At 70.3% G+C, this 14,473-nt stretch carries 12 protein-coding genes; 7 read left to right on the top strand and 5 right to left on the bottom strand.

All coding sequences use genetic code 11. The annotated features are described in order from the left end of the window. Position 1 precedes the first annotated feature (1 nt). Entirely contained in the window at positions 2 to 415 is a 414-nt protein-coding gene (locus SYV04_RS41980) for a hypothetical protein (protein WP_321551742.1), read from the bottom strand. A 70-nt stretch (positions 416 to 485) separates the two neighbouring features. Here SYV04_RS41980 and SYV04_RS41975 point away from each other — a divergent pair, with 70 nt between their 5' ends. From SYV04_RS41975 to SYV04_RS41955, 5 genes are all read left to right on the top strand, one after another. Beyond that, a complete protein-coding gene (locus SYV04_RS41975) occupies positions 486 to 1,133 on the top strand; it encodes a hypothetical protein (RefSeq protein ID WP_321551741.1) in 648 nt (215 codons plus the stop codon). A gap of 92 nt (positions 1,134 to 1,225) precedes the next feature. Next, a complete protein-coding gene (locus SYV04_RS41970) occupies positions 1,226 to 2,422 on the top strand; it encodes an acetyl-CoA C-acetyltransferase (protein WP_321551740.1) in 1,197 nt (398 codons plus the stop codon). Positions 2,423 to 2,452: 30 nt separating this feature from the next. Then, positions 2,453 to 2,662, top strand: coding sequence for a hypothetical protein (locus SYV04_RS41965; protein WP_321551739.1), 210 nt, complete (start codon positions 2,453 to 2,455; stop codon positions 2,660 to 2,662). Between the two features lie 97 nt (positions 2,663 to 2,759). Further along, on the top strand, positions 2,760 to 2,957 hold the full coding sequence (locus tag SYV04_RS41960) for a hypothetical protein (protein ID WP_321551738.1): 198 nt from the start codon (positions 2,760 to 2,762) through the stop codon (positions 2,955 to 2,957). A 168-nt stretch (positions 2,958 to 3,125) separates the two neighbouring features. Next, entirely contained in the window at positions 3,126 to 3,842 is a 717-nt protein-coding gene (locus tag SYV04_RS41955) for a rhomboid family intramembrane serine protease (RefSeq protein ID WP_321551737.1), read from the top strand. Here SYV04_RS41955 and SYV04_RS41950 read toward each other — a convergent pair whose 3' ends face one another. After that, a complete protein-coding gene (locus tag SYV04_RS41950; protein WP_321551736.1) occupies positions 3,843 to 5,483 on the bottom strand; it encodes a sigma-54-dependent Fis family transcriptional regulator in 1,641 nt (546 codons plus the stop codon). It lies immediately after the preceding gene. Between the two features lie 142 nt (positions 5,484 to 5,625). On the opposite strand from SYV04_RS41950, the gene SYV04_RS41945 reads away from it, so the two are divergent. Next, positions 5,626 to 6,507, top strand: coding sequence for a dioxygenase family protein (locus tag SYV04_RS41945; protein ID WP_321551735.1), 882 nt, complete (start codon positions 5,626 to 5,628; stop codon positions 6,505 to 6,507). Between the two features lie 24 nt (positions 6,508 to 6,531). After that, on the top strand, positions 6,532 to 7,158 hold the full coding sequence (locus SYV04_RS41940; RefSeq protein WP_321551734.1) for a YceI family protein: 627 nt from the start codon (positions 6,532 to 6,534) through the stop codon (positions 7,156 to 7,158). Positions 7,159 to 7,236: 78 nt separating this feature from the next. Here SYV04_RS41940 and SYV04_RS41935 read toward each other — a convergent pair whose 3' ends face one another. The 3 genes from SYV04_RS41935 to SYV04_RS41925 form a co-directional block, all read right to left on the bottom strand. Further along, the gene (locus tag SYV04_RS41935; RefSeq protein ID WP_321551733.1) at positions 7,237 to 11,538 is read right to left on the bottom strand and encodes a DUF6982 domain-containing protein; all 4,302 of its coding nucleotides are present in this window, start codon (positions 11,536 to 11,538) and stop codon (positions 7,237 to 7,239) included. Positions 11,539 to 11,675: 137 nt separating this feature from the next. Beyond that, positions 11,676 to 13,046, bottom strand: coding sequence for a peptidase MA family metallohydrolase (locus SYV04_RS41930; protein WP_321551732.1), 1,371 nt, complete (start codon positions 13,044 to 13,046; stop codon positions 11,676 to 11,678). A 51-nt stretch (positions 13,047 to 13,097) separates the two neighbouring features. Then, a complete protein-coding gene (locus tag SYV04_RS41925; protein WP_321551731.1) occupies positions 13,098 to 14,318 on the bottom strand; it encodes a threonine ammonia-lyase in 1,221 nt (406 codons plus the stop codon). Positions 14,319 to 14,473: the final 155 nt, after the last annotated feature.

Genomic DNA, 14,473 nt, shown 5'->3' with positions numbered 1-14,473 from the left:
TTCAGGCGTTCCGGTACCGCAGGCCGAGCCGCGCCAGGTGCGCCAACCCCAGCCGCACCGGCCCGGTGTGATAGCTGACGACATAAACGTCCAAGCCCTCGGCCACGGGCAGCCAGGCCACCCCTCCGACATGCAGGGCTCGCGCGCTGGCCTCTTCGCTCAGCCGGGGGGTGGTCATGTCTCGCCGGCCCTCCCGCATCGCCCGGCGCCAGGGCGCCACCTGGCTCACGGCGCTCTCCTCTCGCTCTGGAGTCGCCATCAGGCCAAGCTCTTCGAGCTCCTCGAGCGAGAGGTGGACCGGAGCGGCGTGGTAGTCCCAGATGTGTACCTCCAGCTCCTCGGAGGAGGCGCGCAGCTCCAGCTCGTCCTTGCGAAGGACGCGAGAGACGGGAGGAGAGGACGGGTCGGGGCTCATGGCGTACCTCGTGGTCCCTGGTCATACATTGCCTCCGCGCGATTTGCAGCAGGGGTAGGCTCCTGGGCCCATGAACGTCTTCGTCGAACTGGCCACCGTGCTCGCGGGACTCGGACTCGCCGTGACACTGGTGTCCCTCAACCTCTGGCGCGCCGTGCTCTTCCTCTTTCCGGCCAGCGTGCGCGTGGAGGCCGAGGCCCCCGCCGACCAGATGGACTTGCCCGAGGAGCTCTTCCCGCTGGCTCACGAGCTGAAGGCCGTGGGCTTCGTGCCGCTCGGCAGCCATGAGGAGAAGCCCCGCTTGCGACGCGCCACCCGCTCCTATGACTTCGCGCACCCCGCCGAGCGCGTCTTCGCCACGCTCCACCTGTCTCCGGATGGAGCGCCGCGCCTCTACCTGCTCACGCCGCTCTCGCCCGAGGGCTTCGTCATCACCTCGGGCTATCGCCGCCCGGCGCTCGAGCTGCCCGGGCGCTACCGCTCCGGGAGCCTGGAGGATGCCTCGGCGGACCGGCTGCTGCGCGCCCACCTCAAGCGCCTGGAGGGGCTGACTCCCAGTGGAGAGTTCACCTGGGAAGGCCGGGTGGAGGCCGGGCGTTCATGGTACCGAGGGCTCGGCCAGAAGGAGATCCGGAGGCAGAACCTGCCCGGGCTGTTGTGGACGGTGGCAGCGCTTGCCATCGTCGCCAGCGCCTTTCTGGGCGGGCGTCCTCACTGAGAAGGTGAAGCGCCGTTCACGTCATGCGTGCACCGCGCGCTTCTTGTGAGTAGGTAAGGAAGCCCGAGCCCCGTCCTGGAGCGTCAGCCCCCATGAAGAGCGTATCCAAGAGCGAAGAGATCTATTTCCTGTCCGGCAAGCGCACCCCGTTCGGCACGTATGGCGGCGCCCTGAAGGACCTGAGCGCCACGGAGCTGGCGGTGGAGTCGGCCAAGGCGGCCCTCGCCCAGGCGAAGGTGTCCCCCGAGCAGATCCAGCACGTGGTGTACGGCAACGTGGTGCAGACGAGCGCCGACGCCATCTATCTGCCTCGGCACGTGGGGCTGCGCACGGGCGTACCGGTGCCGGTGCCCGCACTGGGCGTCAACCGGCTGTGCGGCTCGGGCTTCCAGGCCTTCGTTACCGCCGCGGAGATGATGCTCACCGAGCAGGCCGCGTGCGTGCTGGCCGGCGGCACCGAGTCCATGAGCCAGGCGCCCCACGTCATCCGCGGCGCGCGCTGGGGCATCCCCCTGGGCAAGGGCGGCATGGAGGACATGCTGTGGAGCGCGCTGACCGACAGCTACACCGGCCAGGCCATGGCGCTCACGGCCGAGCAGCTCGCGGTCGACTACCAGCTCACGCAGGACGAGGTGGACGCGTACGCCGTGCTCACGCAGAAGCGCTTCGCCGCGGCTCAGGAGGCCGGGCGCCTGCAGGATGAAATCTCTCCCGTCACCCTCAAGGGGAAGAAGGGCGAGACGGTGTTCGCGCGTGACGAGCACAACCGCCCGGACACCACGGTGGAGGGGCTCAAGAAGCTGCCCAAGGTCTTCAAGAAGGACGGCGTGGTCCACGCGGGCGCCGCCAGCGGCATCTGCGATGGCGCCGGCTCCATGGTCATGGCCACGCGCTCCTACGCCGACAAGCACGGGCTCAAGCCGCTGGCCCGGCTCATCAACTGGGGCATCTCCGGGTGTGATCCAAAGGTGATGGGCATCGGCCCGGCGCCCGCCATCCGGCGGCTCCTGGAGCGCGCCGAGTGCAAGCTGAGCGACGTGGAGCTCTTCGAGGTGAACGAGGCCTTCGCCCCGCAGTACCTCGCGGTGGAGAAGGAGCTGGGGCTGCCACGCGAGCACACCAACGTCAACGGCGGGGCCATCGCCGTGGGCCACCCGCTGGGGGCCTCGGGCGCGCGCATCACCATGAGCCTCATTTACGAACTGAAGCGCCGGGGTGCCCGCTATGGTATCGGTTCGGCGTGCATCGGCGGTGGCCAGGGGATCGCGGTCCTGGTCGAGGCGCTCTGAGCAGGCACCGCTTTTCAAACGGGATGTGAGATGAGCAACGAGGTGGACGCGAAGACGGCCCGCGAGCGGGCCAAGGAAATCGCCGAGCAGCGCAGGGCCGAGCGCCGCAACCGCAAGCGCAAGTGTGTGCTGTGCGGGGTAGAGGAGAGCGACAAGACGCCCTTCCACGCACACCCGGATGGCATCGGCCCCGCCTGCAAGGACGAGATGACCTGCCAGGCGCGCCGCGCAACCCGCTGAAAAGCGTCGTCCAAAAGCCGGAATTCGGCGCCGTTTCTTGATGGGCGTCCGGACTCGGGGTAAACGTGCGGAATCTCTGGTTTAGACGAGGGTCGGAATGGGCGTTATCAGCTTCACTGGAGTGAAGGTGTTCTCCACCACACTCGCGCGCGACCGCGAGAACATGGGGGAGAACATCACCAAGTGGCTCAAGGAGAACACCAACGTTGACGTGGTGGACAAGGTCGTCACGCAGTCGTCGGACAAAGAGTTCCACTGCCTGACCATCACGCTGTTCTACCGCTTCAAGACCTGAGTCCGTCGCTCGCCTGTTGGGCGGGCGATACTGGAAGGGCGCTCTCCCCAGGCGGGGATGGGCGCCCTTCATCGTTTTGATGCGACCAACAGATGACGAAGTGGTTGCGAACTGGCGCTCCTTCCACCACCTTTGGACGGCTCGGCGTTCGAGCACGGAGGAGTGAGGATGCGACCGATGCGGAGTTTCGGCGGCAGGGGCGGCGGCTTTGGCTTCCCCAGCATTCAGTCCATGGCAGCCAAGCTCACGCTCGGGTTGGTGGCGGGTTCGGTCCTGTTCCTGGCGACCAAGAGCGGAGGAGGGCCGCTCCTGCTGCTGGTACCCGATGCCGTGCAGCGCTTCTTCCTCTGGCAGCCGCTGACCTACGCCTTCATCGAGGCGGATGCCCTGGGCATCATCTTCGGCGCGCTCATCATCTATTCCATCGGCGGCTTCCTGGAGAGCACCTGGGGCGCGAAGCGGTTGCTGCTCATCGCGGTGGGCGGCACCGCCCTGGCGGGGGTGCTCACCGTGCTGGTGGACCTCGTCACGCCGGTGGCTCCGGCGTTCACGGGCGGCACCGTGATGGCCTCCATCCTCTGGGTGACCTACGGCCTGGTCATCGGCCGGGGGCAGGCGAACTTCTGGGGCATCCCGCTGTCGGGCAACATGCTGGCCCTCATCGGCGCGGGCTTCGTGCTGCTGCGCACGCTGCAGGTGGGCTGGGCCGCCCAGCTGCCGGACCTGTTCGGCCTGGTCATCGCCTTCGGTTACGTGCGCGGAGGCAGCCCGCGGCGGCTGTGGCTGCACCTGCAGCACTGGCGGCTGCAGCGCCAGCTGCGCAACCGCTCTCGCAACCTGCGCGTCGTCTCGTCGAACCGCTCGGACGACCAGTACCTCAACTGATCAGTTCGGCGCGTCCAGCTGCCCGTACTGCTTGAGCTTGCGGTAGAGCGTGGCCAGCCCGATGTCCAGTTGCTCCGCCGTGCGCGAGCGGTTGCCCTCGTTGCGCGCCAGCACCGCGAGGATGTACTCGCGCTCCATGTCCTCCAGCGTCCGCGGCGTGGCGCCCGGCAGGAAGCTCGGCGGTGCCTCGCGCACCTCCTCGGGCAGGTCGTCCCGCTCCACCCGCGCGCCCTCGCACAGCGCCACCGCGCGCTCGATGGCGTTGGACAGCTCGCGCACGTTGCCCGGCCATCCGTAGCGCAGGAGTTGATCCGCCGCCTCCGGTGAGAAGGCGGACACCTTGCGCCCCAGTCGCTCCGACGCCTCCGAGAGCAGCAGCCGCGCCAGGGGCAGGATGTCCTCGCGCCGCTCGCGCAGGGGCGGAATCTTCAGCTCGATGACCCGCAGCCGATAGTAGAGGTCCTGCCGGAAGCGCCCCGCGTTCACCTCCTCCAGCAGGTGGCGGTTGGTGGCCGCCACCACGCGCACGTCCACCTTGCGGCTCTGGTTCTCGCCCACCCGCCGCACCTCCTTCTCCTGCAGCACGCGCAGGAGCTTGGCCTGCATCGACGGCGGCACCTCGCCCACCTCGTCCAGGAAGAGCGTGCCGCCGCTGGCCGCCTCGAACAGGCCCGGCCGGTCACTCGTGGCCCCCGTGAAGGCTCCCTTGGCGTGGCCGAACAGCTCGCTCTCCAGCAGGCTCTCGGTGACGGCCGCGCAGTTGACCGCCACGAAGGCCTTGTGCGCCCGGCCCGACTCGTCGTGGATCAGCCGGGCGATGCGCTCCTTGCCCACGCCGCTCTCGCCCGTAATCAGCACGGTGCTGTCCACCTTCGCCGCGCGGCGCCCCAGTCCCAGCACCCGCTTCATCTCCTCCGTGCGCGCCACCAGCCCGGACGCGTCCTCCGCCTCTCCCACCACCCGCGCCAGCGTCCGGCGCCGCGCTCGGAGCTGCTGCTCGGCCTGCTTGAGCGCCTCCGTCACCTGCCCCAGCACGCCCTCCATGCACTGCGTCTCGTAGAAGCGCAGCGCCTCCACGCACTCGGTGCCCCACTCCTCGGCGGACTTGCCGACGATCTGGCAGACGGCGTCTCCCTGGCCCACGCACCGCGTCTCCAGGCAGTAGATGGGCTTGCCGTTGCAGTAGCTCATGTACCCGCTGGCGAAGCCCGTGAGGCTCCAGCACACCGGTTGATCCGCCCGCCCCAGGTGGAGCAGGTGCTGCTCGGCCTCGTAGGAGTCGCGCCAGTACGCCTCCGCGAATGGCGCGGGCCCATCCTCGGGGCGGCGCTCGACGGGCTCGAAGAGCACCTGTCCCTGCAAGGTATGCAGCCGGCCGCCCGCTCGGCGCCACGCACTCTCATCCGGCCAGGGCAGGGCCGTCTTCATCGTCTCGGCCATCCGCCAGCCGTGCGCGAAGCCCAGCCGGGTGAAGATGCCTCGCACCGCCGTCATCCCCAGCGTGCTGATGAGCTCCTTGCGCAGCAGCCCCAGCGCCACCGGGTCCATCAGCATCGCCCGCTGGCCCGCGAAGTGGATGAGCCCTCCTCCTGGCTCGAAGCTCAGCAACTCCCGAAGATCCAGCTCCAAACGGCCCGACATCGGCTCTCTCCTTCTTCCAGAACGATGGGTTGGACTATCAATCTGAGAGCCGCTACGCGAGCCCAAGTCAGAGGGCCGCCGTCATTTCAGGTGCTTGGAGCGTTTGGAAGTATGGCGTGGCGGTTGCTATATGGCCTCCGGGATGGGCTCTGAACTCCACAGGCGAGAGGTACTCCAAGCGGCGGCGGCGGTCGGCGTGGCGGGAGCGGCCGAGGCGGGAGAGCGGAAGGTGGCGCGGCCCGCCACGGCTCCGGCGTTCTTCGTTTCGCATGGCTCGCCCATGGTGGCGCTGGACACGGACGACTACCCGAAAGCCCTCCGTGCGTTCGGGCAAGGGGTAGGCGCCGTCCACGCCCTCGTGGTGGTCTCCGCCCACTGGGAGACGCGGGGCGAGGTGCGGGTCACCGCCAGCGAGGCGCCATCCACCATCCATGACTTCGGCGGCTTCCCCGAGGCCCTCTACCAGCTGACCTATCCGTGCCCCGGAGAGCCCGTGCTGGCGCGCGAGGTGGTCTCCCGGCTCTCCGCCGCGGGCATTCCGGCGGTGGAGGACTCACGGCGCGGGTTGGACCATGGCACCTGGGTGCCGCTGCGGCTGGCGCTGCCCGCGGCGAACCTCCCCGTGGTGCAGGTGTCCATGCCGGTGGGCGCCTCGGCCCGGGACGTGGCGCGGATGGGCGAGGCGCTGCGGCCGCTGCGCTCCCAGGGCGTGCTGCTGGTGGGCAGCGGGAGCATGACGCACAACCTCCGCCAGGTGGTCTTCCACAACAAGGCCGCGCCGGTGGTGCCCTGGGCGCAGGCCTTCGACTCCTGGGCCGCCGAGCGCATCGCGGCGCGCGACTTTTCGGGTATGCAGGACTGGTTGAACGCACCGAACGCGCGGCTCGCGCATCCAACCCACGAGCACCTGCTGCCGCTCTATTTTGTTCTCGGAGCTGCCCTCCCCGAGGACCGGGTCACCCCCGTCTACGAGGGCTTCCATCACGGAACCTTGTCCATGCGCAGCTTCGCGCTGCGCGCCTGAACCGCATCTCTGGAGGAAAAAACAATGAAGACCCTGCTGAAGTCCGTTGTCGCCGCCGCTGTCCTGGCCGCCCCCTCGCTCGCGCTGGCGGCCGCGTGGGAAATTGATCCCGCTCACTCGGGCGCGCAGTTCTCCGTCAAGCACATGATGGTGTCGAACGTGAAGGGCGAGTTCGGCAAGCTCGCCGGCACCTTCAACATCGACGAGAAGGACATCACCAAGTCCACCGTCGACGTCACCATCGACGCGACCACCATCAACACGCGCAACGAGCAGCGTGACAACCACCTGCGGAGCCCGGACTTCTTCGACGTGAAGAACCACCCGAACATCACCTTCAAGTCGACGAAGGTGGAGAAGGGCGCCGACGGCAAGCTCAAGGTCACCGGCAACCTCACCCTGCACGGCGTCACCAAGCCGGTCGTCCTCGACGTAGAGGGCCCCACCCCCGAGGTGAAGAGCCCGTTCGGTGACACCCGCATCGGCGCCTCGGCGACCACCACGCTCAACCGCAAGGACTTCGGCCTGAACTGGAACAAGGCCATCGAGACCGGCGGCGTGGTGGTGGGTGACGAGGTGCGCGTGTCGATCGACCTCGAGGGCGTGAAGAAGGCCCCCGCGGCGGCTCCGGCGGCTCCGGTCAAGAAGTAAGCCCGCGTTCGCGAGGACTCGCGGACTCACCTCAGAGGGGCCTCGGTGGATGAGGCCCCTCTTTCATTTGCGGGGCGACTACCCCTCGGCGACGGCCTGCACGCTCGAGCGGTAGACGAAGATGCGCGCGGTGTTGGTGCGGTTGTCGGCGGGGATGAGGAAGAAGCCCTGCCCGCCGCTCTTGAAGTCCCGCGAGAAGCCCGCCACCTGGCGCCCATCGTTGAAGGTGACGCGGATCTTCTGCCCATCCGCCTGCGGCTGACGCGCGCCCGCCGGAAGCATGAAGAAGATGGCCTTCACGCGCTTGCCGGGGATGCGCTCCGGCGTGAAGCCCGTCTGCTGCTCCAGGGCGATGGCCTCGTCGAGCAGGTCCACGTCGCGGATGATGCCGCGCTTCACCTGGCCTTCCACGGTGTGGATGATGACGCGGTGCTCCCCCTCCACGAAGCAGGAGGTCGGAGCGCCCGAGCTCGGCGCGAGCGGGGCTCCCAGCGGCTCGAAGGCGGAGGCCTCCTCGATGACGACGGCCGCGTCACTCGCGGGCATCGCGCGGGGAGGCGGAGGCGGCGCGGCCACGGGCGGCCGTGTCGCGAAGGAGGCGCGCGCCGGCGCGGGAGGCGGAGGCGGCATCGGCACCACGGGCATGGCCGGGGGCAGCGGGACCGCGACGGCCGAGGCTCCCATGGGCTGGGTGGCCGGGCGCGGCGGCGTCGGCGCGGGCAGCGGCACGGCCATGGGCGCGGCGCTGGGCTGCGCCGTCATGCGAGCCGGCGGGGGCGGGGGAGGCGGCAGCGGGATGGCCGCCACGGCCTGCGCGGGAGGCGGAGGCGGCAGGGCCACCGCGGGCTCCTCCTCGAACTCGGCCTCGGCGAGGTCCACCACGGGCAGCTCCTCGGCGACGGCCGGGGGCGGAGGTGGCGGGGCGTCCTCGAAGCTCACGTCGATGCTGGGCTCCGGCTCCATCGAGACTTCCTCGACGGGAGCGGGAGGCGGCAGCGCGACGCTGGCGTCGAGGCTGGGCTCCGGCTCGGAGAGGTTCTGCATCGGCGCCCCAAAGGCATTGGGGTCCGCCTCGAAGTGCTGCACGGGCGGCTGGCCGGCGTTGAGATCCGCCATCGGCGCGTCGAAGAGGTTCGGCGGGGAGGCCGTCCAGTTCACCTCTTCCGGGGTGAACTCCCGCTGCTGCTCCTCCGACGAGAGCTTGGAGATCTCCGTGGTCTGACCGAACAGGCCTGGCTGCGGCGGCGCCTCGTGTACTTCCTGCTCGGCGGCCAGCTTGGAGATCTCCGTGGCCGGGCCGAACAGGTCCGCCTGTGGGGGCTCGTTGGCCCACTCGGGCTCGGGCTCGGCCCACTCGGCGCGCTCGGGCGAGGCCTGCGCGGGCTCCACGGGCGTGGCCTCCCAGGCGGGCTCGGCGGCGGCGGGAGCCTCGGGCGTGCTGGACCACTCGGACTGAGCGCTGGCCTCGGGCTGTGCGGCCCAGGGCTGCTCCTGCTCGCCGGGCATGGCCTCGAGGACTGGCTCGGCCTCTGGGGCCGGGGCGCTCCAATCGGAGGAAGCGCTGGCCTCGGGCGCGGCCCACTGGGACTCCTGAGCCTCGGGGGCTGGCTCGGCGGTCGTCCACTCGGGGGCAGGCTCGGCGGCGGGCTCGGTGGGGGCAGCGCCCCACTCGGAAGGCGCGGGCTCGGCGGCGGCCTCAGCGGGAGCAGCACCCCACTCGGAAGGCGCGGGCTCAGCGGCGGCCTCAGCGGGAGCAGCACCCCACTCGGAAGGCGCGGGCTCGGCAGCGGGCTCGGTGGGGGCAGCGCCCCACTCGGAAGGCGCGGGCTCGGCGGCAAGCTCGGCGGGAGCGGTACCCCACTCAGAAGGCGTGGGTTCGGCGGCGGGCTCGGCGGGAACGGTGCCCCACTCAGAAGGCGTGGAGGAAGCAGCGGCCTCGCCGGGCGAGGCGCCCCACTCGGAGGGCGTGGCCGGGGCGGGAGTCTCTCCCTCGGCGCCTGCCCACTCCGAGGGGACGTGGGCGGGCGTAGGCTCCGCGGCGGGAATCGTGCCCCACTCGGTCGGAGTGGCGGCCGCGGAGCCGGTCCACGGCGTTTCCTGGCCGGAGGCGTCTCCCCACTCGGGCGCGATGGCCGGAGCCGGAGCCTCGGCCTGCGCCGCCTGCGTCCAGTCCGATTGGGTATCCGTCGCGGCCGCGGCCCACTCGGCGGACAGTCCGGCCGCGGGAGCCGGAGCAGGCGTGGCGGTCGCCTCGGTGCTCCAGCCATCCTCCGCAGAGGTGGAGGGCTGGGGCGGCTGGGCCAACTCCTCGTTCGCGTCGGTGAGCTCGATGACGTCGTCCTGCGCCTGCCCCTGCGCGGGCTCGGTGCCGAGCGACAGCGAGCGATCCGACGACTCCCACGAGGCGCCCGTCGACGGCATGTCCGGCGTGAGGTCCGCGTTGGTGGCCAGCGGGACGACATCCTCCGGGTTGCCGGAGAGGTCGACATCGATGGAGGCCCGGGCCTGGGACGCTTGGCCATCCTCGCCTTGCGCGCTGGCATCCCCGGTGTCCCAGGGCTGCATCGAGGCGCTGTCGGAGGTGCCGGTGTCGTCGGACAGCTCGATGGTGTCTGCCTGGAGGTCCGGTCCCACCTGCACCGGGCGGAGCTCCAGGGAAGGAGGCTCCGCGTTGCCCGTGAAGGGCGAGGGCTCCGGCTCGGCCTCGGCGCCGAGATCGGCGACGTCGAAGGTGGGCTCCTCCGCCGGCGTAGCGGTCTCAGCGGGCGCGGCGGCGGCCTGCGGCGAACTCACCGGCTCCATCTCGAAGTCGGAGACCTCGAGCGTCGGCGTTTCGGCCTCGGGCACCGGGGCGGCGCTGGCGGCAGGCGGCGGAGGGGCCAGCGCGATGGCGGGGGCTGGCGCCTCTTCCATGTCCGAGGCGCTGAGAGGGATCTCTTCCTCCGAGGAGGTGAGGGAGATCTCCTCGACGGGAGGCTCGGCCTCGAACGGGACGGGCGGCGGGCCAAACGGCTGCGGCCCGGCGCTGGCGGGAGCGGGTGCCGGGGTGGGGTCCACCGCGAGGGGCGCGGAGTCCCACCCGTCATGCGCGGGAGCGGGGGCCTCCGGCTGCACGTCGTCCAGGGAGACCTCCTCGACGGAGGCCTGGAGGGGCTGTGGCTCGGGCTGCGCGGGAGCCTCCTCGACCGAGAGATCGTCGAAGGACGCTTCCAGCACCACCTCGGAGGCGGGCTGCGGCGCGGCCTCGACCACGGGCTGCGCGGCCACGGGGGCCTCGGGCTCGGGCTCGGGCTCCGCGTCGAGCAGGGCGACTTCCTCCGCGCCCAGCTCGATGGGCTCCGAGGACTCCTGCGCGCTCGCGGAGGCCTGCGGGGTCTCGAAGTCGGCGCTCGTCAGATCGAGGCTGTCCGTCGCCTCGGCGGCCACGGCGCTCACCTCCTGAGAGGGCTCGGCCTGGAGCGTGCTGTCCGGCTCCGCGAATGATGCCTCGGGCTCCGGAGCGCTCTCCACGTCCGTGACTTCGTCGGCGGACACCTCGAGCACATCGTCATCCCCGGTCACCGGGGCCTCGGCCTCTTGCGCTGCTTCCGCGGAGGGCGTGGGCTCGGCGGGCGTCTGCCAGGAGGCGGACTCGCTCACCGCGGGGATATCGAGCTCTTCCGCCGCGGGCTGGAGGTTCTCGGGCGCGAGGGCTTCGGCCGGCTGCGCCCAGGTGTCGGACTCAGCGGGGTACGCGGCCTGGGCCGGAGCCTGCTCCGGGTAGTACGGCTGCGCGTAGCCACCGGCGTAGGCTTGGTTCGGATCGGCCGGGTAGGGCTGCCCCTGGGCGGCGTAGCCCTGGTTGGGGTCATAGCCCTGGTTGGGGTCATAGCCCTGCTGGGGGTAGCCGGCGTAGGCCTGGTTCGGATCGTAGCCCTGCGCCTGGTTCGGATCGTAACCCTGGGGGTAACCCTGCTGGGGGTAGGCGTACCACTGGCCGTCAGCGCCGTAGTAGCCCTGGGGCTGCGGAGGCGGATAACCCTGCTGGGGATAGGCGTACCACTGGCCGTCGGCACCGTAGTAGCCCTGGGGCTGCGGAGGCGGATAGCCCTGCTGGGGGTAGGCGTACCACTGGCCATCGGCGCCGTAGTAGCCCTGGGGTTGCGGAGGTGGGTAACCCTGCTGGGGGTAGGCGTACCACTGGCCATCCGCGCCGTAGTAGCCCTGGGGCTGCTGAGGATAAGCCTCGGCCGCAGGCGGCTCGGGAACGTACGCGTCCTGGACTCCGAGAAGTCCACGCAGCTCGTTCCAGCGAGCCTCCTCCACAGGGGAAAGACTCCCCATCTTCCGCTTCTCATCCAGGAAGCGAAACTCTCTCATCGCCGCGCGCGTGTCGGACATCCGTCCACCTTGCTACGGGTAGGGCATAAGGGCAGGCCGAGGTTCCCGCCAGAACGCCTGAAGCGCAAATTTTGAGGGGGGGAGTGTAGGCAGACTCGGAGCGGTGGGTAAACGGATCAGAATGGCTCGCCCGCCCGCTACCTCTTGGAGAGGGAGGACTTCACCTCTTCGTCCAGCTTGGCGACGTCCATCCCATACTGGGACTGGAGCGCCTGGTCGAAGGGGGTGCCCTGGCCGACGTCGCGGATGAGGGCGAGCAGCCGGGCGGCGCCGCCCCGGTTCATCAACTCCCGGACGGCCACGGCCGAGGTGGCGTAAGCCATGGCGGGGTCCGAGGTCTGGATGAGGGCTCCCTGGGACAGGGCGGTGAGGCTGGGCAGGCGGCCGGCGCGGGCGGCGCCTCGCAGGGCGTTACCCACCAGGACAGGGGGGCCGTCGCCGCCGAGGTAGCGCCATTCCACGTACTCGGCCAGGCCCTCGTTGAGCCAGGTGGGCAGGCGGTGGCCGCCGCCGCAGAATTCATCCACGGCGGCGTGGACGTACTCGTGGACGAGGGTGGCCTTGGTCTGCTGGGTGAGCTCGGCCGCATCGTTGATGCGGATGGCCTGGTCCGAGTACAGGCCGGCGGCGGCGTTGGCCAGGCTGGAGCCCATGTGGGTGCGGAACTCCTGGCGGGTGTAGAGGATGACGTCCACGGGGCCCTCGCGCGCCTCGCCGAGGATGCTCCGGGTGTGCTCGTAGGCCTCCTCGAGGGTGGCGATGACGCGGCCCTCGTACTCGGCGCGCTGGCCGAAGTCGCGGTTGTTGTTGAAGTACTTCATGACGAAGCGCCGGTTGGCGCGGGTTCGCATGCCGTCCTCGCCCACGCCGGACTCGTAGGTGAGGCTGGTGGGCTGCGTGTTGCCCTCGTCCCGGGCGATAGCGGGCTGCGTCGAGCCGCGGGGGCCGGGGCCCTCTCCGGACATGCGCCGCTCGATGTTCTCGACCTCGGCGCGGGCCTTGCCTTCCTCGGCCGAGAGGCTCTTGGCCTTCTGGAGCAGCTTCTTCGCCTCGGCGGCCTGGGGGCCCTTGGTGGGAACCTTGCTCAGGGCCTCGATGGCGCCGGGCGCGTCCTTGTCGCCCAGGAGCAGCTTGCCTAGCTCCAGCCCGAAGGCACCTTCCTTGGGGAAGCGCTCCAGGCCCTTGCGCAGGGCCTCTTCGGCGGTGCCGCGTTGATCCGTGGCGAGCGCGGCGCGGGCCAGGCAGCGGAGGCCGGAGGCGGTCTCCTCGAAGGCGACGGAGCGATCGCCGAGCGAGAACGCCATCACCGCGTCATTGGCGACGAGCGCCTCGCAGCCCTTGAGCAGCGGACCGGCGATGGCCTTGCGCTGCTCGTCCGAGTAGCCGGTGGGGTCCGCGGAGGAATAGGCGAGGTACAGGTCCTCCCACTTCTTTGCCTTGGCGAGCTGCTGGGCTTGCTGGGGCGGGGGCGCGGCGGTGAGCAGGAGGGCGAGGAGCAGGGGGCTCATGAGGGGCCAGTATGGCCGAGCAGGCATGGGGCGTAGAAGACCCCCTCCCGCTTACGTCTCCTCCGACACCTGCCAGCCCTGACCGCCCAGGCCCTCCATCAGCTCCTGGATGTGGGGGCGGCCGGTGGTCTCCAGCGTCACCTCCACCATCACCTCGCCCAGCCCTGCCTTCTTCGAGAAGGCGCGGTTGTGGTGGATCTCCACGATGTTGGCGCGCTGCTCGGCGATCTGCGTCGTCAGTCGCGCGAGCATTCCCGGCCGGTCCGGCAAGCGCACCTCCAGCCGAACCAGACGCCCGGCCTTCACCAGGCCGCGCTCGATGATGCGGCTGATGACGTTCATGTCGATGTTGCCGCCGCCCAGCAGCACCACCACGCCCTTGCCCGCCGCCTGGGGCACGTGGTTGTTCAGCAGCGCGGCCACGCCCACCGCGCCCGCGCCCTCCACCACGCTCTTCTCCTGCTCCAGCATCATCAGGATGGCGTTGGCGATCTCCTCCTCATCCACCGTGACGACCTGGTCCACGTACTTGCGCACCATGGCGTAGGTAAGCTCGCCCGGCCGTCGCACCGCGATGCCCTCGGCGATGGTGCTGCCTGGGGCGACCTCCACCACGCTCCCCGCGTCCAGCGAGGCCTTCATGCTGGCCAGCGCCTCGGTCTGCACGCCCACCACCTGGATGCGCGGGTTGGTCTCCTTCAGCGCGCAGGCGATGCCGGAGATGAGTCCGCCACCACCGATGGGCACCACCACCATGTCCACGAACGGCGTCTGCTCCAGCAACTCCAGCCCGATGGTGCCCTGGCCCGCGATCACCTGCGGATCATTGAAGGGGTGGACGAAGACGAGGTCCCGCTCTTTCTGCAGGCGCACGGCCTCGGCGTAGGCCTCGTCGAAGTTGGTGCCCTTGAGCACCACGTGCGCCTTGTACTCATCTCGCGTGCGCGCCACCTTGATGAGCGGGGTGCGCTCGGGCATGACGATGGTCGCCTTCACCCCCAGCCGCAGCGCGTGGTAGGCGAGCCCCTGCGCGTGGTTGCCCGCCGAGGCGGCAATGACTCCGCGCGCCTTCTCCTCGGCGCTGAGCGTCAGCAGCTTGTTGAGCGCCCCGCGCTCCTTGAAGGCGCCGGTGCGCTGCAGGTTCTCCATCTTGAACCACAGGGCCGCGCAGCCCGTGCGCTCCTTGAAATAGTCCGAGGCGGGGCAGGGCGAGGGCCGGATGGCGCCGCGGATGCGCTCGCGCGCGGCGAGGATGTCCTGAAGGTTCACCATGGCGCGCCCCATAGCGGAAGCCGCCCGTGCGCGAAAGGGGCAGGGAGTATGGGAATGAAGTTGCAGGTGCGAAGAATTGAGGTGGGGCACCGGGCCTTCGACTTTTCCCTGTGTTACTCAGGGGGTTATGCCCAGGGCCAAGGGGGGCAAGCCCC

The organism is Hyalangium ruber (assembly GCF_034259325.1).
Lineage (GTDB): Bacteria > Myxococcota > Myxococcia > Myxococcales > Myxococcaceae > Hyalangium_A > Hyalangium_A rubrum.
This window is presented reverse-complemented; position numbering and strand designations above follow the sequence as displayed.

Bases quoted from the DNA above. Each gene is read 5' to 3' on its own strand.
- SYV04_RS41960 (WP_321551738.1), top strand. From the start codon at position 2,760: ATGGGCGTTATCAGCTTCACTGGAGTGAAGGTGTTCTCCACCACACTC.
- SYV04_RS41955 (WP_321551737.1), top strand. From the start codon at position 3,126: ATGCGACCGATGCGGAGTTTCGGCGGCAGGGGCGGCGGCTTTGGCTTC.
- SYV04_RS41940 (WP_321551734.1), top strand. From the start codon at position 6,532: ATGAAGACCCTGCTGAAGTCCGTTGTCGCCGCCGCTGTCCTGGCCGCC.
- SYV04_RS41930 (WP_321551732.1), bottom strand. From the start codon at position 13,046: ATGAGCCCCCTGCTCCTCGCCCTCCTGCTCACCGCCGCGCCCCCGCCC.
- SYV04_RS41965 (WP_321551739.1), top strand. From the start codon at position 2,453: ATGAGCAACGAGGTGGACGCGAAGACGGCCCGCGAGCGGGCCAAGGAA.
- SYV04_RS41945 (WP_321551735.1), top strand. From the start codon at position 5,626: ATGGGCTCTGAACTCCACAGGCGAGAGGTACTCCAAGCGGCGGCGGCG.
- SYV04_RS41970 (WP_321551740.1), top strand. From the start codon at position 1,226: ATGAAGAGCGTATCCAAGAGCGAAGAGATCTATTTCCTGTCCGGCAAG.
- SYV04_RS41980 (WP_321551742.1), bottom strand. From the start codon at position 415: ATGAGCCCCGACCCGTCCTCTCCTCCCGTCTCTCGCGTCCTTCGCAAG.
- SYV04_RS41975 (WP_321551741.1), top strand. From the start codon at position 486: ATGAACGTCTTCGTCGAACTGGCCACCGTGCTCGCGGGACTCGGACTC.
- SYV04_RS41950 (WP_321551736.1), bottom strand. From the start codon at position 5,483: ATGTCGGGCCGTTTGGAGCTGGATCTTCGGGAGTTGCTGAGCTTCGAG.
- SYV04_RS41935 (WP_321551733.1), bottom strand. From the start codon at position 11,538: ATGTCCGACACGCGCGCGGCGATGAGAGAGTTTCGCTTCCTGGATGAG.
- SYV04_RS41925 (WP_321551731.1), bottom strand. From the start codon at position 14,318: ATGGTGAACCTTCAGGACATCCTCGCCGCGCGCGAGCGCATCCGCGGC.